Annotated in this window: 14 protein-coding genes and 1 tRNA gene; 4 read left to right on the forward strand and 11 right to left on the reverse strand. The window is 62.2% G+C overall.

From position 1 onward, the window contains the following. Nucleotides 1-20 precede the first annotated feature (20 nt). The 8 genes from gluP to ASD58_RS16085 form a co-directional block, all read right to left on the reverse strand. A complete protein-coding gene (gene gluP, locus ASD58_RS16050) occupies nt 21-1,358 on the reverse strand; it encodes a glucose/galactose MFS transporter (RefSeq protein WP_200951614.1) in 1,338 nt (445 codons plus the stop codon). 61 nt (nt 1,359-1,419) lie between these two features. Beyond that, entirely contained in the window at nt 1,420-4,023 is a 2,604-nt protein-coding gene (locus ASD58_RS16055; protein ID WP_057262180.1) for a TonB-dependent receptor, read from the reverse strand. A gap of 90 nt (nt 4,024-4,113) precedes the next feature. Beyond that, a complete protein-coding gene (locus ASD58_RS16060) occupies nt 4,114-5,319 on the reverse strand; it encodes an ABC transporter substrate-binding protein (protein ID WP_082565452.1) in 1,206 nt (401 codons plus the stop codon). Nucleotides 5,320-5,602: 283 nt separating this feature from the next. Beyond that, nucleotides 5,603-6,562, reverse strand: coding sequence for a nitronate monooxygenase family protein (locus tag ASD58_RS16065; RefSeq protein ID WP_057262182.1), 960 nt, complete (start codon nt 6,560-6,562; stop codon nt 5,603-5,605). Between the two features lie 10 nt (nt 6,563-6,572). Then, entirely contained in the window at nt 6,573-8,168 is a 1,596-nt protein-coding gene (locus ASD58_RS16070; RefSeq protein WP_057262183.1) for a DUF4139 domain-containing protein, read from the reverse strand. A 57-nt stretch (nt 8,169-8,225) separates the two neighbouring features. Next, complete coding sequence (locus ASD58_RS16075) at nt 8,226-9,806, reverse strand: CorA family divalent cation transporter (protein WP_057262184.1); 1,581 nt, start codon at nt 9,804-9,806, stop codon at nt 8,226-8,228. A gap of 61 nt (nt 9,807-9,867) precedes the next feature. Then, a complete protein-coding gene (locus ASD58_RS16080; RefSeq protein ID WP_057262185.1) occupies nt 9,868-10,776 on the reverse strand; it encodes an MBL fold metallo-hydrolase in 909 nt (302 codons plus the stop codon). A gap of 4 nt (nt 10,777-10,780) precedes the next feature. Beyond that, entirely contained in the window at nt 10,781-11,005 is a 225-nt protein-coding gene (locus ASD58_RS16085; protein WP_055927230.1) for a DUF1289 domain-containing protein, read from the reverse strand. Between the two features lie 108 nt (nt 11,006-11,113). On the opposite strand from ASD58_RS16085, the gene ASD58_RS16090 reads away from it, so the two are divergent. Next, the gene (locus ASD58_RS16090) at nt 11,114-12,082 is read left to right on the forward strand and encodes a PHB depolymerase family esterase (protein WP_057262186.1); all 969 of its coding nucleotides are present in this window, start codon (nt 11,114-11,116) and stop codon (nt 12,080-12,082) included. Here the strand turns inward: ASD58_RS16090 and ASD58_RS16095 are convergent. After that, on the reverse strand, nt 12,024-12,287 hold the full coding sequence (locus ASD58_RS16095) for a SemiSWEET transporter (RefSeq protein WP_057262187.1): 264 nt from the start codon (nt 12,285-12,287) through the stop codon (nt 12,024-12,026). The two genes, ASD58_RS16090 and ASD58_RS16095, sit on opposite strands and share 59 nt — an antisense overlap. Beyond that, nucleotides 12,277-12,495, reverse strand: coding sequence for a cysteine-rich CWC family protein (locus ASD58_RS30565; protein ID WP_082565445.1), 219 nt, complete (start codon nt 12,493-12,495; stop codon nt 12,277-12,279). The genes ASD58_RS16095 and ASD58_RS30565 overlap by 11 nt, the downstream gene beginning before the upstream one ends. 152 nt (nt 12,496-12,647) lie before the next feature. On the opposite strand from ASD58_RS30565, the gene argB reads away from it, so the two are divergent. Then, nucleotides 12,648-13,541, forward strand: coding sequence for an acetylglutamate kinase (gene argB / locus ASD58_RS16100; RefSeq protein ID WP_156401310.1), 894 nt, complete (start codon nt 12,648-12,650; stop codon nt 13,539-13,541). Between the two features lie 39 nt (nt 13,542-13,580). Then, a tRNA-Thr gene (locus ASD58_RS16105) sits at nt 13,581-13,655 on the forward strand. Nucleotides 13,656-13,661: 6 nt separating this feature from the next. Here ASD58_RS16105 and ASD58_RS16110 read toward each other — a convergent pair. Further along, nucleotides 13,662-14,558, reverse strand: coding sequence for a TraB/GumN family protein (locus ASD58_RS16110; protein ID WP_057262189.1), 897 nt, complete (start codon nt 14,556-14,558; stop codon nt 13,662-13,664). 19 nt (nt 14,559-14,577) lie between these two features. On the opposite strand from ASD58_RS16110, the gene ASD58_RS16115 reads away from it, so the two are divergent. Further along, nucleotides 14,578-15,255 (forward strand): pyrimidine 5'-nucleotidase, encoded by a 678-nt coding sequence (locus tag ASD58_RS16115; protein ID WP_057262190.1) that lies wholly within the window; start codon nt 14,578-14,580, stop codon nt 15,253-15,255. Nucleotides 15,256-15,266 lie beyond the last annotated feature (11 nt).

The following is a 15,266-nucleotide window of genomic DNA, read 5'->3' on the forward strand; positions in this document are numbered from 1 at the left end:
CAGATAACGATCCGGCAATTCTATCTCCATGAAGTCATTTTGTGTCCTTTTACGGCATAGAACAGGATCAGGGCATAGCAAGGCAGCAGCAGCCAGTATGCCGCCTGCGATCCCGAGACGTCGGACAGGTGCCCGTACAGCATAGGCAATAATGCACCGCCTGCGATCCCCATGATCAGCAGGGCCGAGCCGCTGGCGGTGTAACGCCCCAGGCCTTCCAGCGCCAGCGGCCAGATTGCCGGCCATACGAGGGCATTGGCAAAGCCCAGCATCGCCAGGAACATCACGGTATCCGGCACCGCCGGCACGCCGAACACGCCCAGTATCGCCTGCGACAGGCCGCTGCCGGTCGCCGAACCCTGGATCACCCCGAAGGAGAACACGATGCCGCTCAACGCCGACAGCAAAAGCGCCTGTTTCTGCGACAGCCAGCGCGGAATCGCCACAATGCCGACGATATAGCCCGCCACCATGAAGCCCATGGTGTAGGACGTGAGAATGCCGAATTTCTCCACGTGCAGGCTATGCCCGTACAGGCCAATGGTGTCGCCCGCAATCACTTCCACACCGACATAGACGAACAGCGCCAGCGCGCCCAGCACCAGTTGCGGGAACTGCAGCACGCCCCAGCGCGACGTACCCTCCTCGCTGCCAGCCTGCTGTCCCGGGATCTCGCTCAGCGGCGCAAAGCGCACGATCACCGCCATCGCCAGCAGACCGGCTGCCATCAGGCCATACGGCGTTACCAGGCGTTGTGCGAGCTGGCTGCGCAGCAAAGCGGCGTCGGCGGCACTCATCGCAGCCAAGGTGGCATCGGAATACTGGCCAAAGTCGGACAGCATCATGCCGCTGAACGCCAACGGCACCAGCACGCCCGCAGTCTTGTTGAACAGTCCCATGATGCTGATCCGGGTGGCTGCGCTCTCGCGCGCTCCAATGCAGACGATGTAGGGATTGATTGCTGTCTGCATCAAGGTCATGCCGCTGGCCAGCGTGAACAACGCCAGCAGGAATAGCGGGTAGGAAGCGGCGCGTGCGGCGGGAATAAACAGCACTGCGCCGAACGCCATCACGGCCAGGCCGATCGACATGCCGGCACGGTAGCCAGTGCGCCGCAGCACGGCTGCCGAAGGCAACGCCATCAGGGTATAGGCAATGTAGAAGGCAAATGTGACCCACAAGGACTGGAAGTTGTTCAGGTCGCAGGTAATCTTGAGGAAGGGGATCAGCGATCCATTCAGCCAGGTGGCGCAGCCAAGGATGAAAAACATCAGGCCGATGAAGGTCATGGCTACTGCCACACTGGCGCCAGGAGCAGTGCGGCCGTGGGCCATCTCGAGGGTCTGTTCTTTGTGCATGTGAATCCGAAGGGCGAAGATAAGGAAGCCCCCTCCCGGCGGGAAGGGGCGTTGCGGCAGGTCAGAACTTGCCGCGCAGGCCGACGCTGTAACGCGCGCCGTTTTCGTACACGCCAACCGGCAAGCCGTCGGTGGTGTTGGTGCGGATCAGCTCATTGCCGATGTTGACGGCGCTGGCGAAGATGCTCAACTGCGGAGTGATATCCCAATTGGCAGTGGCGTCCCACTGGCCGTAGGCGCTGGTCACATCCTGGCCGCCCTGGTCCAGGCCACCGTAGGACTTGGAGCGGTAGTTGTACGACAGGCGCACGCTGTAGCTGTTCTTCTCGTAGAACACGCTGGCATTCATCTGGTTCTTCGAGTTGCCGATCACATTCAGCTTGCGGCCGCCCGCCGCCGCGCCGGTCTTGGCATCGGTGTACGTAAAGTTGACCACCGTGCCGAAGCCGCTGCTGCCGAACGCCTGCTGCCACTGGATTTCCAGGCCGTTCACTTTGGCGCCGTTATCGGCATTGTGCGGGCGGGTCACCGGACGCTGCACGCCAGCCACGTTCTCCATTGCCGTCGAGGTGTAAATGAAGGTATCGAGCTGTTTGGCGAAGGCGGTAGCCGACAGCAGCGATGCATCGGCGAAGTACCATTCGGCGCCGATCTCGAACTGGTTGGCGTGGTAAGGCTTGAGCAGCGGATTGCCTGCCGTCGCGGCATTGGTGGTGCCGCTCACCTCCGTGCTGGCACTCAGGTCGCTGAAGGTGTTGCGCGCCATGACACGCGAAGCGGCCGCACGCAGCAACAAGTCCTTGCGGAAGTCATACACCACGTTGATGTTCGGCAGAGCATCCGTATAGCTGCGGCCGACGCTGCCCAGCACGTAGTTGCCGGTGCCATCGAGGTCCTGGTACGCATCCGACGTCTGCCTGGTTCGCACCAGGCGCACGCCGAAGTCACCGCGCCATTTGTCGAAACCGTAATCGGCACGCACATAGGCTGCCGAAATCTTCTCCTGGATGCGGTAGTACTCGCCCTTGGCTTCCTTGTAAACCATGCCTTTGTCGTACATGGTGAAGCCCTTGCTGGCGGCAAGCCCATCGTCCACCCAGGCGAACTGGGTCAACGAGCCCGCCGTTGCGGCCTCCTGGCTGATAATCGGCGAAGGACCGGTGGAGAGATCGGCCAGCGTGTATGGAATCCAGCCAACGCTGCCCGGTCCCACGGTACCGATGGTGCGGCGGTTCTGCACCTTGTTGTCGCGGTACTTCAGGCCCACCTTGACCGACTTGATGTAGGGATTTTCCAGGTCAATGGTCAGGTCGGCCTGCCCGTAGTTTTCCTTGCTCTCCATGCGGCGGATCCAGTCGCGCGCGCTTTGCAGCGTAAGCTTGCTTGGATCGAGGGGGCTCATGTCGAGGTATTTCACCTCGTAGGTGTCGGGCGCGATATTGATGGTGGCGCGGGTATTACCGGTGAACCAGAAGTTGCGGTCATGCTTGCTGCCGCCGGAGCCGGAAGTCGTGCCGGCCTGCGCGTGCAGCTTCCAGTTGTCGCCATCATAGCTGCCTTCCAGGTCCACCACTTTCGACTTCACATAGGCTTCACGGTAGATCGGCTCGAACGACACGCCGTTCGCCGGACCTACGGTGCCGCCCACCACGGACTTGCCGCCATCCGAGTTGTTGATAAAGCGCGGGTTATCCACACGGATATTGTTGCCCGCATCCGCCAGGCCGCCAATCTGCCACAGGTAGTTCTGGTTGCTGTTATCCATCTTCATATCGGAATTGAGGTAATTCAGCGATATGTCCGATTGTGGGGTCGGGCGCAGTTGCAAGGTGATGTTGCCGGTAGTGCGCTCGCGGTCCTGGCGGAAGATCGGCGTGCCGCCGCCCCAGGACGCATAAGCGTTCGGGGTGACCGCGCCATTCTGATCGATGATGTTGTACTTGGTGGCGTCGGTGAAATTCTCCAGGCCGTCGCGGCGCATGGTGCGCTCCTGGCGGCTCAGGGCCACGAGCACGCCGAAGGTCTTCGCCTCGTTGACCCAGTTCACCAGGCCGGAGAACTGCGGATCGGTTTTCTTCGGCAGGTCACTGTAGGTCGCTTCGGCCGAAGCCTGCGCAGTGAAAGGCTTCTTGAATTGCAGCGGCTTGCGGGTACGCACGATCACCAGGCCGCCAATGCTGCCCTCATCCAGATCGGCCGAAGGGCTCTTGAAAACATCCAGGCTGCCAACCAGTTCGGACGGCAGGATGTCGTAGTTGAAGCCGCGGCTTTGCGCATCGTTCTTCCACCAGTAGGCGGAAGCCACCGACTGGCCGTTCAACTGAGTCATGTTCAGGTTCTTGTCGGTGCCGCGCACGAAGATATCGCGGCCTTCGCCCCAGGTGCGGTCGACCGAAATGCCGGGGATGCGCTGCAGGGAATCGGCCACGTTCTTGTCCGGGAACTTGCCCAGGTCCTCCGCCGTGACGGAATCCACCACATTCAGCGCGTCGCGCTTCTCGGCCAGGTTGCGCTTCAGCGTTTCGCGAATGCCGCGAACCTCCACCGACTGCAGCGCTTCGTTGCCGTCTGCTGTCTGTGCCTGCACGTTATGCAGTGCCAGCGTGCCGAACATCAGCGCGATCAACTGCGGTAGTTTCTTCCTTCCTAGCGGTGCTCCGTTCATTTCTTTTTCCTTATCGTCTCTAAAGCGCTGCAAAAAATTCCCCGGCATACTCCCCATGCCGGGGCCAACACACTGCTTGGGGGAGTGTGATCATTCCTGCTGTGGCAAGTACCACTTGGCAAAACCGTTCTGTATGCGCACCGCCGCTTCGCGCGCGCCCAGCTTTCCGTTCAAGACCTGCGCATTCACCGACCACAGCTCGCTCTCCATATTGGGCAAGCCGCGGTTCATGATCAGCGCATTGAGGCGGAAATTCGAATCACATGTCGCGCGCCAGGCCGCCATCTGCTTGGCCAGCGGGTCACGCACCGCGATCAGGTGGTTCGACAGCGTGAAAAATCCGATCACGCGGTTGGTGTACAGGTCGGCGAATTCCTGGGAGCCGAGCCAGGCCAGGAACTTGTAGGCGTCGGCTTTGTTGCGCGACTTGCGGTTGATGCCGATGCCAATATCCATGTGGTCGGAAATCTGGCAGCGGTCACCCGCCTGCTGCAGGGGCGGCGCGAAGACGCCCAGTTCAAGATCGGGGAACTGGTTGAAATAGGAGATGTCCCAGGAACCGGCCGGATAGATCGCGGCGCCGCCTTGCGCGAACAGGAGTTGGGTATCGCGGTAAGTCTGAACCGGTGCCGATTTAGGCAAGTACGCGGCAAGGCGCGCCTCGAACTCGAAGGCCGCCACGAAGGGCGCATCGGTGAACCTGGCTTTGCCTGCGATCAGCGCACGCCGGCCCTGCTCCCCGCCCCAGTAATTCGGCCCGATATTGGTGAACACGGTCTGGCTGGACAGCCATTCGTCGGCGGTGCCCAGCGCCAGCGGCGCGTATTGGCTTTTGCGCACGGCATCGAGTACGTTAAAGAATTCGGTTTCCGTCGCCGGCGGCTGCAGGCCCAGCTTCCGGAAAATCTTCTTGTTGTACAGGAAGCCGTGGATCACCGAAGCGACCGGCATGCAGAAGATGTCCTTGCCGTCGTCCGTCTGCCAGGCGACCAGCGAGCCTGGCGCGAAGTTTTCCATGCCAGGCTTGCCATTCAGTTTTTCCAGGTAGCCGCGGCGGTACAACAGCAGCGAGGTATCGAAGGGACGGCAGGCCAGCATATCGCCTGCGGTGCCGTTGCCAAGGCGGGCTGCCAGGCTGGTGTCGTATTCGGTAGGAGCGGTGGGCGAGAACTTTACCGAGATGCCCGGATGCTTGCGTTCGAACGCAGGCAGCAGCACGGTCTCCCACAAGGCCTTGTCGTCAACCCGCCAGCTTTCCAGCACCAGGGTGCCGGCACGTGCGGCGCCGGCGCACATCAGCGCCAGGACTAGTGCGGCTCGCAGGATACGGCTGGTTGGCACGGCGGCTTCTCCACGGGGTGTTGTCGATCAGTAAATTCATGCTAACACCGTGAAAAATGTGACACCAGCGACGCCGCCTTGCGAAACACCGCAAGGCAAACCATTGATTCTTATGGGGATTTTGCAGGATGACTGCGGCAGCGCTTACAAAACTTTACAGAGCAGCGGCCGCAGCCCGGCGATTGCGTTCGCGCCTCGTCATGAGCGCTTACAAAACATTACGAAACGCGCGCATTTATTACGTGCGAAGCTGCAGGCGGGCGCGCGCAGCGTTGTATTCCGTCTTCAATCGTTCCACCAATTCCGATGTAGTCGGCACATCGTGCATCAAGCCGACACCCTGGCCAGCGCCCCAGATATCGCGCCAGGCCTTGGCCGTGCCGCTATTGAAGCTCATTTTCGACTTGTCCGATTCCGGCAGGTTCTCCGGATCGAGTCCGGCCGCCACGATGGATTTCTTCAGGTAGTTGCCGTGCACGCCCGTGAACAGGTTGGTGTAGACCACGTCGGCCGCCGACGATTCGATGATGGCCTCACGGTAGTCTTCCGTGACGTTGGACTCCTGCGTCGCCAGGAAACGCGAGCCGATGTAGGCAAAGTCGGCCCCCATCGCCTGCGCGGCCAGCACCGCGTCGCCGGTTGCGATCGATCCGGACAGCGCCAGCGGACCGTCGAAGAAGCGCCGCACCTCGCCCACCAGCGCGAATGGCGACAGCGTTCCCGCATGGCCGCCCGCGCCGCTGGCGACCAGGATCAGGCCATCGACGCCTGCTTCCAGCGCCTTCTGCGCATGGCGGATGCTGACCACATCATGCAGCACAATGCCGCCGTAGCTGTGGATAGCATCCAACATTTCCACAGGCGGCGCGCGCAGCGAGGAAATGATGATCGGCACCTTGTGCCGCACGCACACCTCCACATCGTGTTCCAGCCTTTCGTTCGAATGATGGACGATCTGGTTCACCGCGATCGGGCCCACGCGCACGCCGGGATTCCGGGCCTGGTAGTCGCCAAGTTCCTTCTGCAGGTCGGTCAGCCAGGTATCGAGCAGCTCTTTCGGCCGCGCATTCAGCGCCGGGAAGGAACCGACAATGCCGGCCTTGCACTGGGCTGCCACCAGCGCAGGGCCGCTGGCGATGAACATTGGCGAAGCAATGACAGGAAGCGTCAGATTCTGTAATACGGCGGGTAGTGTCATGGATCTGTCCTCAGAAATTTTGCAAGCCGCTTACCGTACCTTCTTTAGGATAGCTGATGTTGTAGCCGACGTTGATCTTCATGGTCTCATTCGGCGCCATGGTTTTCTCCCAACCGACGACGCCCTGGCGCTGCTCCCACGCCGCAATGCCCGGCTGCGGCGAGAACGTCTGCTTCACCTTGATTTCCTCCGATGCGCTGACCGGGGTGGATTCCAGCACCAGCAAGTCAATCGGCGTTTTGTGCAAGCTGCTGATGGTGAACACGTCGGCCACCTGCTGCTCGCCGCGTTGCGACAGGAAACCGCGGCTGCCGGACTGCTGGTCGGCGCGGTCCACCGTGACGCGCACCAGTTCATCGCGGCCGAAGGACAGCGCCAGCTTGTCCGAGGCGTGAGTGTTCCAGTAGCTGGCGCCGACATAGCCGCCATCGCGGAACAACTGGATATTCCCGTTCAGCCAGACGCCGGAGGGACGCTCCGCTTCCGCCGTGATCACGGCGAACTTCTCCTGGCGGGGTACGACGCGCACGCGCTGCTTGGCGGCGACTTTCAGGGTCGACAGGGGCAAGGTAATTTCTCGGCCGTCGGAGGCCAGGGTGACCCGGTTCGGCACCGAGAATTCCGTATCGAAGGTGCCCTGCGTCTCCAGCACTGGCGGGATGAAGTTGTCCGACGCAATGCGCGATCCGGTGAACGCAACAGGGGCTGCTGGCGGTGCCGCTGCGTAGACCGGCTCCGCCAAAGGGCGTGCTTCCTGAGGCGGCCGCGGCGGGTAATAGGTCAAACGCTGCGGCACAGGTTCAGGCGCCTGCGGCGACAGGCGCGGTTGGCCGGTGGACAAGCGCATCTCGACTCCGCTCCAATCCTCACCGGACTTTTGCGCCACCACCGCCATGCGCTCCAGTTCAATGGTGGACGTGGTGGAGTTCAGGGAAGCGCGGTAAGCAGGCTTCCAGCCCGCGCGGTTCACCTGGTAGGAAAGCTGGAGGCTGCCGGCCTGCTGCGCCGCGACGGCAATGGTAATGCTGCGCTGGTCGCGCGCGCCGCTGCGCGCCTTCTCCAGTTCGCGCTGCGCAGCCTTGATCTTTTTCTCGATCTCGCGCAATTGGACCTGGGTACGCTGGATCTGCGCCAAGGCCTCGCGCCCGCCACGCTTGATCGTATCGACGGCGGCAGCGAGCGACTTGCCGTCGACCGGGCTGGCAACGCCCTCGCCGCCATTCAGCTTGGACAGGTAATTCTTCACCAGGACGGACGACTCGATTTCAACGTTCAGCAAATCGCGGCTGTCTTCCAGCGCCTGCAGTTTGGCTTCCAGCTCCGCTTCGCGCGGGCTGACCGCTTCGGCCTGACCCACGTCGCGGGTCAGGACCTGGCCAACCTGCACGCCTGGCGAAGCCTGGATGCGCAGCGTCTGCGCATCGAAATTGGCCGGCAGGCCGGTGATTTCCAGCTCCTTCATGCCGGGTGAGACCTGGGCGCTGCGCTCCACGGTGGCGATCCCGGAATACAGGGTGACGCGCGTGATCGGCGCATTGCTGGCGCAGGCGAATCCCTGCAGGGAGAAACAAAGAGCTACTGCGGTGGCGATGCGGCTTGGCTTCATGTGTTTTCACAGGCGATGGAAAACCTGATCTTGCAGCGCGCCCAAAATATTGTCAATTTAGGAACGCCACACGGCTGCCAGGGCCTTTACTTTGGTCCAGATGGACAAGCGCTCATCCGACAGCGCATCGAGGAAGTCGGACAGGCGCTTGGACTTCGCCATTGTGTACACGGTCAACGCAGTGGTAATGACGAATACCGCTCCGAAGATCCATACCCTGCGCGACATCGGCGCATCGGCCTCCGCCAGCAGGTTCATGCCGAGGAAACCGGTAGTGATGGTGCCGATCATGCCGAAGATGGTAACCACTGTCAGGCGCACGACGGTGTTGGCCTGGCGCCGCAGGCTGTCGGCTTCCAGATAGCCGTTCATGTCGGCCACGCGGGTTTTCACTTCGGCGTAGGCGCGTTCGATGTCGAGGTGCTGGGCGCACATGCGGAATAGCGCACGGATCTGCTGCTGGTCCGAGATTTCGGTGAACCAGTAACGGTGTGTGAAGCGCAGGAAGCTCTCGAATGCATAGCGGATACGGCGCTTGAAGGAGCGCACGCTGTCCGCGTCAGTCACCTGAAGCTCCGTCAGCGCCTCCGCCAGCCGGTCGGAGAACATCAGCAGCGACGACTTCTGCAGGTGGGCGATCATGAACAGCAGGAAGTGCTGGTGGCGGAACTGCGACAGCACGCCGCGTTCCTTGCAGCAGAAGAATTGCGAAGCCGCATCGCCGACGACGACCAGCGCGTAGCCGCTGCAGATGTAGCGCGTATAAGGCGCGGCGCCGCCGTTGCACCAGAAGCGGTCATAGAAATAGCGGCGGTCGACGCCGTCCGACTGCGTGCGCTGGGCATCCGCCGGCGCGGATGACGTGCCCGCCATCGTGCCCAGGGCCGCGAAATCGGCCGGCGACAGCTCATTCGGGCGATCGACGGCAAGATAAGCCATCATCGGCATGCGGTAATACTCCACCTGCCGGTAGCGCAGTGCAGCCTTGGCGCCGGGACCATCAGGCTCCATTGGCTCCAGCAGATAGCGCCAGTGGGAGGCAATGCGCGGCGCCTGGTGCCGCACTACCTGATCGATGAAAGCTTGCCGCTCCTGCGCATCCGATTGCACCAGCAGGCGGCCGTCGGCATCGAGCCACTCCACCCCATGCATGCAATGCAGGGCATTGCCCGCGTCATCCCAGCCGGCGGGGTAAGCGCGGCCGAAGCGGTACAACAGGTCCTGCGCTTCATCGAAGGGCAAGTCGCTAGCGCCGACTTCCATCACCAGCAGCACGATATCGACGTCGAAGAAGAAATGCAGGCAGAGGTTATGCACATCCAGCGCACGCGGCGCGGCGCCGGGCTGGGTGGTGACGCGCACCCTGGCGATATCCTTGCGGCGGAAGATACGGCGCTGGCCGGCGCCGAACAGGAAGCGCTGCACATAGGGCAGGAAGCTGACGAATTCGGTGTAATAGCGCTCCTGGAAAGCAGGACTGGCATCCTGCGCCGAAGTGACCTCGCGCCACGGCGAATCAGCTCCCAGGAGTTCCCAAGGCCGCGCATGCGCACGCTCGGCCCCATCGGGCGGCATCAACCGCAAGGGCCATAAAAGAACCTGCCTTACATGCTGGACATGCGGGGATTGGGCGCTCATGCAGCCAGTATAGCCGAGCCCGTGTCACACTTAGGGTGTGACCCCATGGTGTGACACGAAGTCAGCCGTCGTTCAGGAGGATGTCGTTCTCGACGCGGGCGCTGCAGGCGCGTACCAGCTGCTTGATGGCCCAGGCGGCGAGTTGCTCGGTGCTCATGGCGAGGTGGCGGCTGGCGATGGCTTGCATCAGAGGGATTGAGGCGAACAGCGGCACCACGTCGGCTACCGGCATGCTCTGGCGCTCGAGCAGCAGGAACTTCAGCAAGACTTTGACGGCATATTCCGCATTGCGCTTCGGATCTGCCGACAGGAAGTCCAGGCGGCGGCGTGCGCGCGACAGCGCGGCTTCCACATCTTCGAACACGGCGCCATGGCCGGGAATGACGGCTTTCACATCCAGGCCGGCGATCACGTCCAGCGTGGCTGCCGCTTCGGCAAAGCCTTCATCGCCTTCCAGCTCGGGGAAGATCACGCCAAAGCCGTTTTGCCACAGCGCGTCGGCCGATATCAGCACCTTCTCCGACGGGCAGTAGAAGATCACCGAGTGGGCATGGTGGCCCGGTGCGCCCAGCACCTGCCATTCCAGGTCGCCCAGCGTCAGCGTTTCGCCGGCGGTAATCACGCCGTCGATGGAAAATCGTTCGCACTGCTGGCCGGTCGCCTTGAAACTGAGCGCGTCCTCGTCCCAGTGCCGCACTTTCCCGGCTTCCGGCTCGGGGATATAGGTGTTGCAGCCGAAATGCGCCTGCAGCGCCGCATTGCCGCCACAGTGGTCGGAATGCAGGTGTGTGGTGTACAGGCGGTCCAGGCGGCGGCCGTGCAGGGCGTGCCGCACCAGGTCGAGCGTCTGCTGCTGGTGCGCGACGTAGCCGCTGTCGATCATGGCCGCGTCGTGTCGGCCCAACAGCAGGACATTATTGGACGAGAGCCAGCCGCGTTCGAAAACGTGGATGGATGGGTGTAGCGTCATTGCGTCAGTCAAAGTCGATCAGTTGCTCGCGGCGGCGCAGCTCGGCCCACACGGCGCGCTTGTAGGCGTCGTCGGCACGCGACCAGGCGACGATTTCGTCGATGGTGCGCAGGCAACCTTCGCAAAAACCGGTGTCCTGGTTCATCTTGCACAGGCTGATGCAGGGGGAAGGCACGGGCGTGGCCAGTTCCGGCGCGCCTGGCGGCAGTTCAGTACTCATGGCCGACATTTTACCGCAGTGCGGCAAAAATGCCCGGAATGGCCATATACTGACGGGGCACCAGAACAATAATGAATGGCGAGGAGACAACCTGACCAACCCGCCTCCGAGGTGCCTATGAAGCTCGATCGCCATTGGTTTTCCCGCGCGCTGGACCAGCTCGCACGCCGCCGCCCGGGCCGCCCGGATCCAGGGCAGCCGCAATTTATCGCCGGCGATTTCCTTTGCCGCGCCGGCAGCCGCAGTTACAAGCTGTATGTGCCGTCCTGTTACGAAGGCCAGCCGATGCCGCTGCTGGTGATGCTGCATGGCTGCCTGCAGGACCCCGACGATTTCGCCGCCGGCACGCAAATGAACGCGGTCGCCGAGGAACGCGCTTGTCTGGTGCTGTACCCGGCGCAAGCGCCGGACGCCAACCATACCCGATGCTGGAACTGGTTCAGTGCCCTGGACCAGGAGCGCGGCCAGGGCGAACCAGCCATCATCGCGGCCATGGCGCGCGACGTCATGGCGCGCTATCCCGTGTTGCAAAGCGAGGTGTATATCGCGGGACTGTCGGCGGGCGGCGCCATGGCGGTCATCGTAGGTACCCTGTATCCGGACCTGTTTGCCGCCGTCGGCGTGCATTCCGGCCTGCCTTTTGCCGCAGCGCGCGACTTGCCATCGGCCTTGCTGGCCATGCGGCGCGGCGCTGCCCGCGCGCAGGCAGCGCTGACTGCGGGCCAGCCTGTCATCGTGTTCCATGGCGACCAGGACCGCACCGTGCATCCGGCCAATGGCGAAGAAGTGCTGGCGCAGGGCTTGCGCAGCCACCCTCTGGGCGAGCAGGCCAGTCCTGCCACGCTGGCCGGCCAGGTGCCCGACGGCCACGCCTTCACGCTGAAGGCGCACTGGCTGGAAGACGGCTCGCCGCTGGGCGAGCATTGGGTGATCCACGGCGCCGGCCATGCCTGGTCCGGCGGCAGCGCGGCAGGCAGCTATACCGATCCGCGCGGGCCGGATGCCAGCCGCGAGATGATGCGCTTTTTCAGCGCCGCGAAAAGTGCAGTTTCATCGCTAGCACGCACAGGGCCAGCGCAAGGGTAATGCCGTTGGCGATGATCACCGGCCAGGCCCTGGTCTGTAGCCCGTATAGCAGCCACAGAAGCACGCCAAAGCTGAAGATCAGGTACATGCCGGTGGAAATACCTTCCGCACTACGCTGGCGCCAGACCAGCAGTACTTGGGGTACAAAAGCGAAAGTGGTGCAGAAGGCAGCGATAAAGCCGAGCAGGTCAGGTTCAAGCAACATCAGGTGGAGTTTCCAGGGTGGCGATATGGGCACGCAGGCATGCAGGACACCAGCATCCAACCGCTTCGGCTCCGGGCACCGCAATGGCCGGCGGCAGGAAAGTGCACCAGCACGGCGTCTCGCCGGGTGCGCCGGTCGGCTTCCGGCCTGGCGGCGCATCGGCCATCGCGCACAGGAACTCGGCGCCGCAACGCTCACAGGTGCTCATATCATCAATGCAATCATGCGTAAGGGAGAAGGCCAGCCTAGCGGATCAAACCGTAAATTACAACTCGATTGGCCCTATAATGCGCACCATTGACCTTAAATCTATTTTCTGGAACCCCCGCCATGACCAATCTGCCTCCCCGCGACCCGGATATGTCCACTGACCTGAGCGGCGTTACGCCCCAGGTCAAGGCCCAGATCCTGGCCGAGGCGCTGCCGTACATCCGCAATTACCACGGCAAAACCATCGTCATCAAATACGGTGGCAATGCCATGACCGAAGAGCGCCTGAAGCACGGCTTCGCGCGCGACCTGATCCTGCTGAAGCTGGTGGGCATGAACCCGGTCGTGGTGCACGGCGGCGGCCCGCAGATCGACAATGCGCTGAAGAAGATCGGCAAGCAGGGAACCTTCGTGCAGGGCATGCGTATTACCGACGAAGAAACCATGGAAGTGGTGGAGTGGGTGCTGGGCGGCGAAGTGCAGCAGGACATCGTGATGCTGATCAACCATTACGGCGGCCAGGCGGTTGGCCTGACCGGCAAGGACGGTGGCCTGATCCGCGCCCGCAAGATGGCCATGCCGGACAAGGAAAAGCCAGGCCAGTTCCTGGATATCGGCTTCGTTGGCGAGATCGAAGCCATCAACCCTGCCGTGGTCAAGGCCCTGCAGGATGATGCCTTTATTCCAATTATTTCCCCGATCGGCTTCGGTAAGGATGGCCAGGCTTACAACATCAATGCCGACGTCGTAGCCGGCAAGATCGCCGAGATCCTGAAAGCCGAAAAGCTGATCATGATGACCAATATCGCCGGCGTGCAGGACAAGAGCGGCAACCTGGTGACCGACCTGTCGGCACGCGAAATCGACGAAATGTTCGCCGACGGCACGATTTCCGGCGGCATGCTGCCAAAAATCTCCTCCGCACTGGACGCCGCCAAGTCGGGCGTGAACACCGTGCACATCATCGATGGGCGAATTGAACACAGCCTGTTGCTGGAAGTCTTGACCGAACAGGCTTTTGGCACTATGATCCGGTCTCACTAAAATTTTTGGCGGTTTTCAACAGCCGCCGAAAACGTGAATGCCCTTGTAGCTCAGTGGTAGAGCACTCCCTTGGTAAGGGAGAGGCCACGTGTTCAATCCACGTCAAGGGCACCATTCTCCTTAGTAGATCCGCTCTACTTTCACGCCTCGCTGGCGCAGCAGTTCCGCAACGTTCCCCGATCCGACCAGATGCAGAGTGCCGATAGCGGCAAAGCTGTGCTGTTCTTTTTTCATCATTTCCACGATGCCGTCGGCCAGCACGGGATTGCGCTCGTTCAGCAACACCTGCTTCATGAATTTGCCGGAGAAGGTCTTGTCCTCTTCCACTTCGCGCGCCAGGGCCTCGAATTTGGCCGCATCGGCGGAGGCCCAGGCGTCGACCAGGTCGCGCGGCTGCACGCCCTGCGTGCTGTCTTCGAAGGTATCCAGGCTGTCTTCCAGGAAGCGCGCCTGCTCCTGCGGCGTCAGGCGGCCGAACAGCGCGGCCTGGCCGCCGACCGATTCCAGTTCCACCACGCGCTGCTTGCGGCCATGCGCGGCGCGCGCCAGTTGCAGGTCGATGCCCAGTTCCGGACGGTAGCCCAGGGCGCGGTATTCGCCGATGGTGATCATCATGACGATCAGCCAGGGCTTCATCGACGCCACCATTTCCGGCGCGATGCCGTGTTTCTTCAACATGCTTTCCAGGCGCGGGCGGTATTCGGGGCGGATGTCGCTCATGGCGCCGCCGGCGCCGGGCGCATACAGGCCGTATTCGCGCATCACGGCCATCGACTTGGCCGGGTCGGCGGCGGGGTCGACTTCCAGTGCGATCGCCGAGGCACTCTCCATGGCCTGCGTGACGCGTGGTTCGAGCGGATAAAAATCAGGCAGGCCGACGTGGATGGTGCCGAACAACCAGGACGTATGGCCCGCATATTCCAGCTTGTACAGCGCCCCGCGCACCGGCGGCGCGGCCGTGGCCGGGAAGCTCAATCCAAGCAGCAGGCAAAACATCACTATAATCGTGCGTCGCATTAGTCTCTCCAAGTAGAACGTGAATATTAAACCTTTGGCACCGGTCTGGTTATTCGACCTGGACAACACGCTGCACAATGCATCGCATGCCATCTTCCCTGCCATGGTGGAGAAGATGAACGCATACATGGCGCGCGTGCTGGGCGATGGCGAAACGCCGGCCAGCCCGGAGGAAATCAGCGCTACCCGCGCCCTTTACTGGCAGCGCTACGGCGCCACCCTGCTTGGACTGGTGCGCCACCATGGCGTCGATGCGGCCCACTTCCTGCGCGAGACGCACGACCTGCCGGAAATCGAATCGATGATCCGCTTTGAACGCGGCCTGGGCCAGCTGCTGCGCCGCCTGCCAGGCCGCAAGATCCTGCTGACCAATGCGCCGCGCGATTACGCGCGCAAGGTGGTGGGGCACATGGGCATAGGCCGCCATTTCAGCGAGCAGATCACCATCGAATCGATGCACGTGCATCGCCAATTGCGCCCCAAGCCATCGCGCATCATGCTGCGGCGGCTGATGCGCCGGAAGGGTCTGAACCCGCGCCGGTGTATCCTTGTCGAAGACACGCTGGATAACCTGCGGTCTGCGCATGCGCTGGGCATGCGCACGGTGTGGGTGACGCAATACCTGCTGAAACCGGGCAAAAAACCGGCGTGGCTCGATGTCAAAGTAAAATCGGTTAAAAAGCTGATAGAAATTTAAATAAACAGGTC

Origin of the sequence: Duganella sp. Root1480D1, assembly GCF_001427305.1 — a bacterium.
GTDB lineage: Bacteria > Pseudomonadota > Gammaproteobacteria > Burkholderiales > Burkholderiaceae_D > Rugamonas.

Coding starts and splice junctions, on each gene's coding strand:
- ASD58_RS16060 (WP_082565452.1), bottom strand. CDS start 5,319: ATGTGCGCCGGCGCCGCACGTGCCGGCACCCTGGTGCTGGAAAGCTGG.
- ASD58_RS16095 (WP_057262187.1), bottom strand. CDS start 12,287: ATGTTGCTTGAACCTGACCTGCTCGGCTTTATCGCTGCCTTCTGCACC.
- ASD58_RS16075 (WP_057262184.1), bottom strand. CDS start 9,806: ATGAGCGCCCAATCCCCGCATGTCCAGCATGTAAGGCAGGTTCTTTTA.
- ASD58_RS16055 (WP_057262180.1), bottom strand. CDS start 4,023: ATGAACGGAGCACCGCTAGGAAGGAAGAAACTACCGCAGTTGATCGCG.
- ASD58_RS16090 (WP_057262186.1), top strand. CDS start 11,114: ATGAAGCTCGATCGCCATTGGTTTTCCCGCGCGCTGGACCAGCTCGCA.
- ASD58_RS30565 (WP_082565445.1), bottom strand. CDS start 12,495: ATGAGCACCTGTGAGCGTTGCGGCGCCGAGTTCCTGTGCGCGATGGCC.
- ASD58_RS16085 (WP_055927230.1), bottom strand. CDS start 11,005: ATGTCGGCCATGAGTACTGAACTGCCGCCAGGCGCGCCGGAACTGGCC.
- ASD58_RS16065 (WP_057262182.1), bottom strand. CDS start 6,562: ATGACACTACCCGCCGTATTACAGAATCTGACGCTTCCTGTCATTGCT.
- ASD58_RS16080 (WP_057262185.1), bottom strand. CDS start 10,776: ATGACGCTACACCCATCCATCCACGTTTTCGAACGCGGCTGGCTCTCG.
- ASD58_RS16070 (WP_057262183.1), bottom strand. CDS start 8,168: ATGAAGCCAAGCCGCATCGCCACCGCAGTAGCTCTTTGTTTCTCCCTG.
- gluP (WP_200951614.1), bottom strand. CDS start 1,358: ATGCACAAAGAACAGACCCTCGAGATGGCCCACGGCCGCACTGCTCCT.
- argB (WP_156401310.1), top strand. CDS start 12,648: ATGTCCACTGACCTGAGCGGCGTTACGCCCCAGGTCAAGGCCCAGATC.
- ASD58_RS16110 (WP_057262189.1), bottom strand. CDS start 14,558: ATGCGACGCACGATTATAGTGATGTTTTGCCTGCTGCTTGGATTGAGC.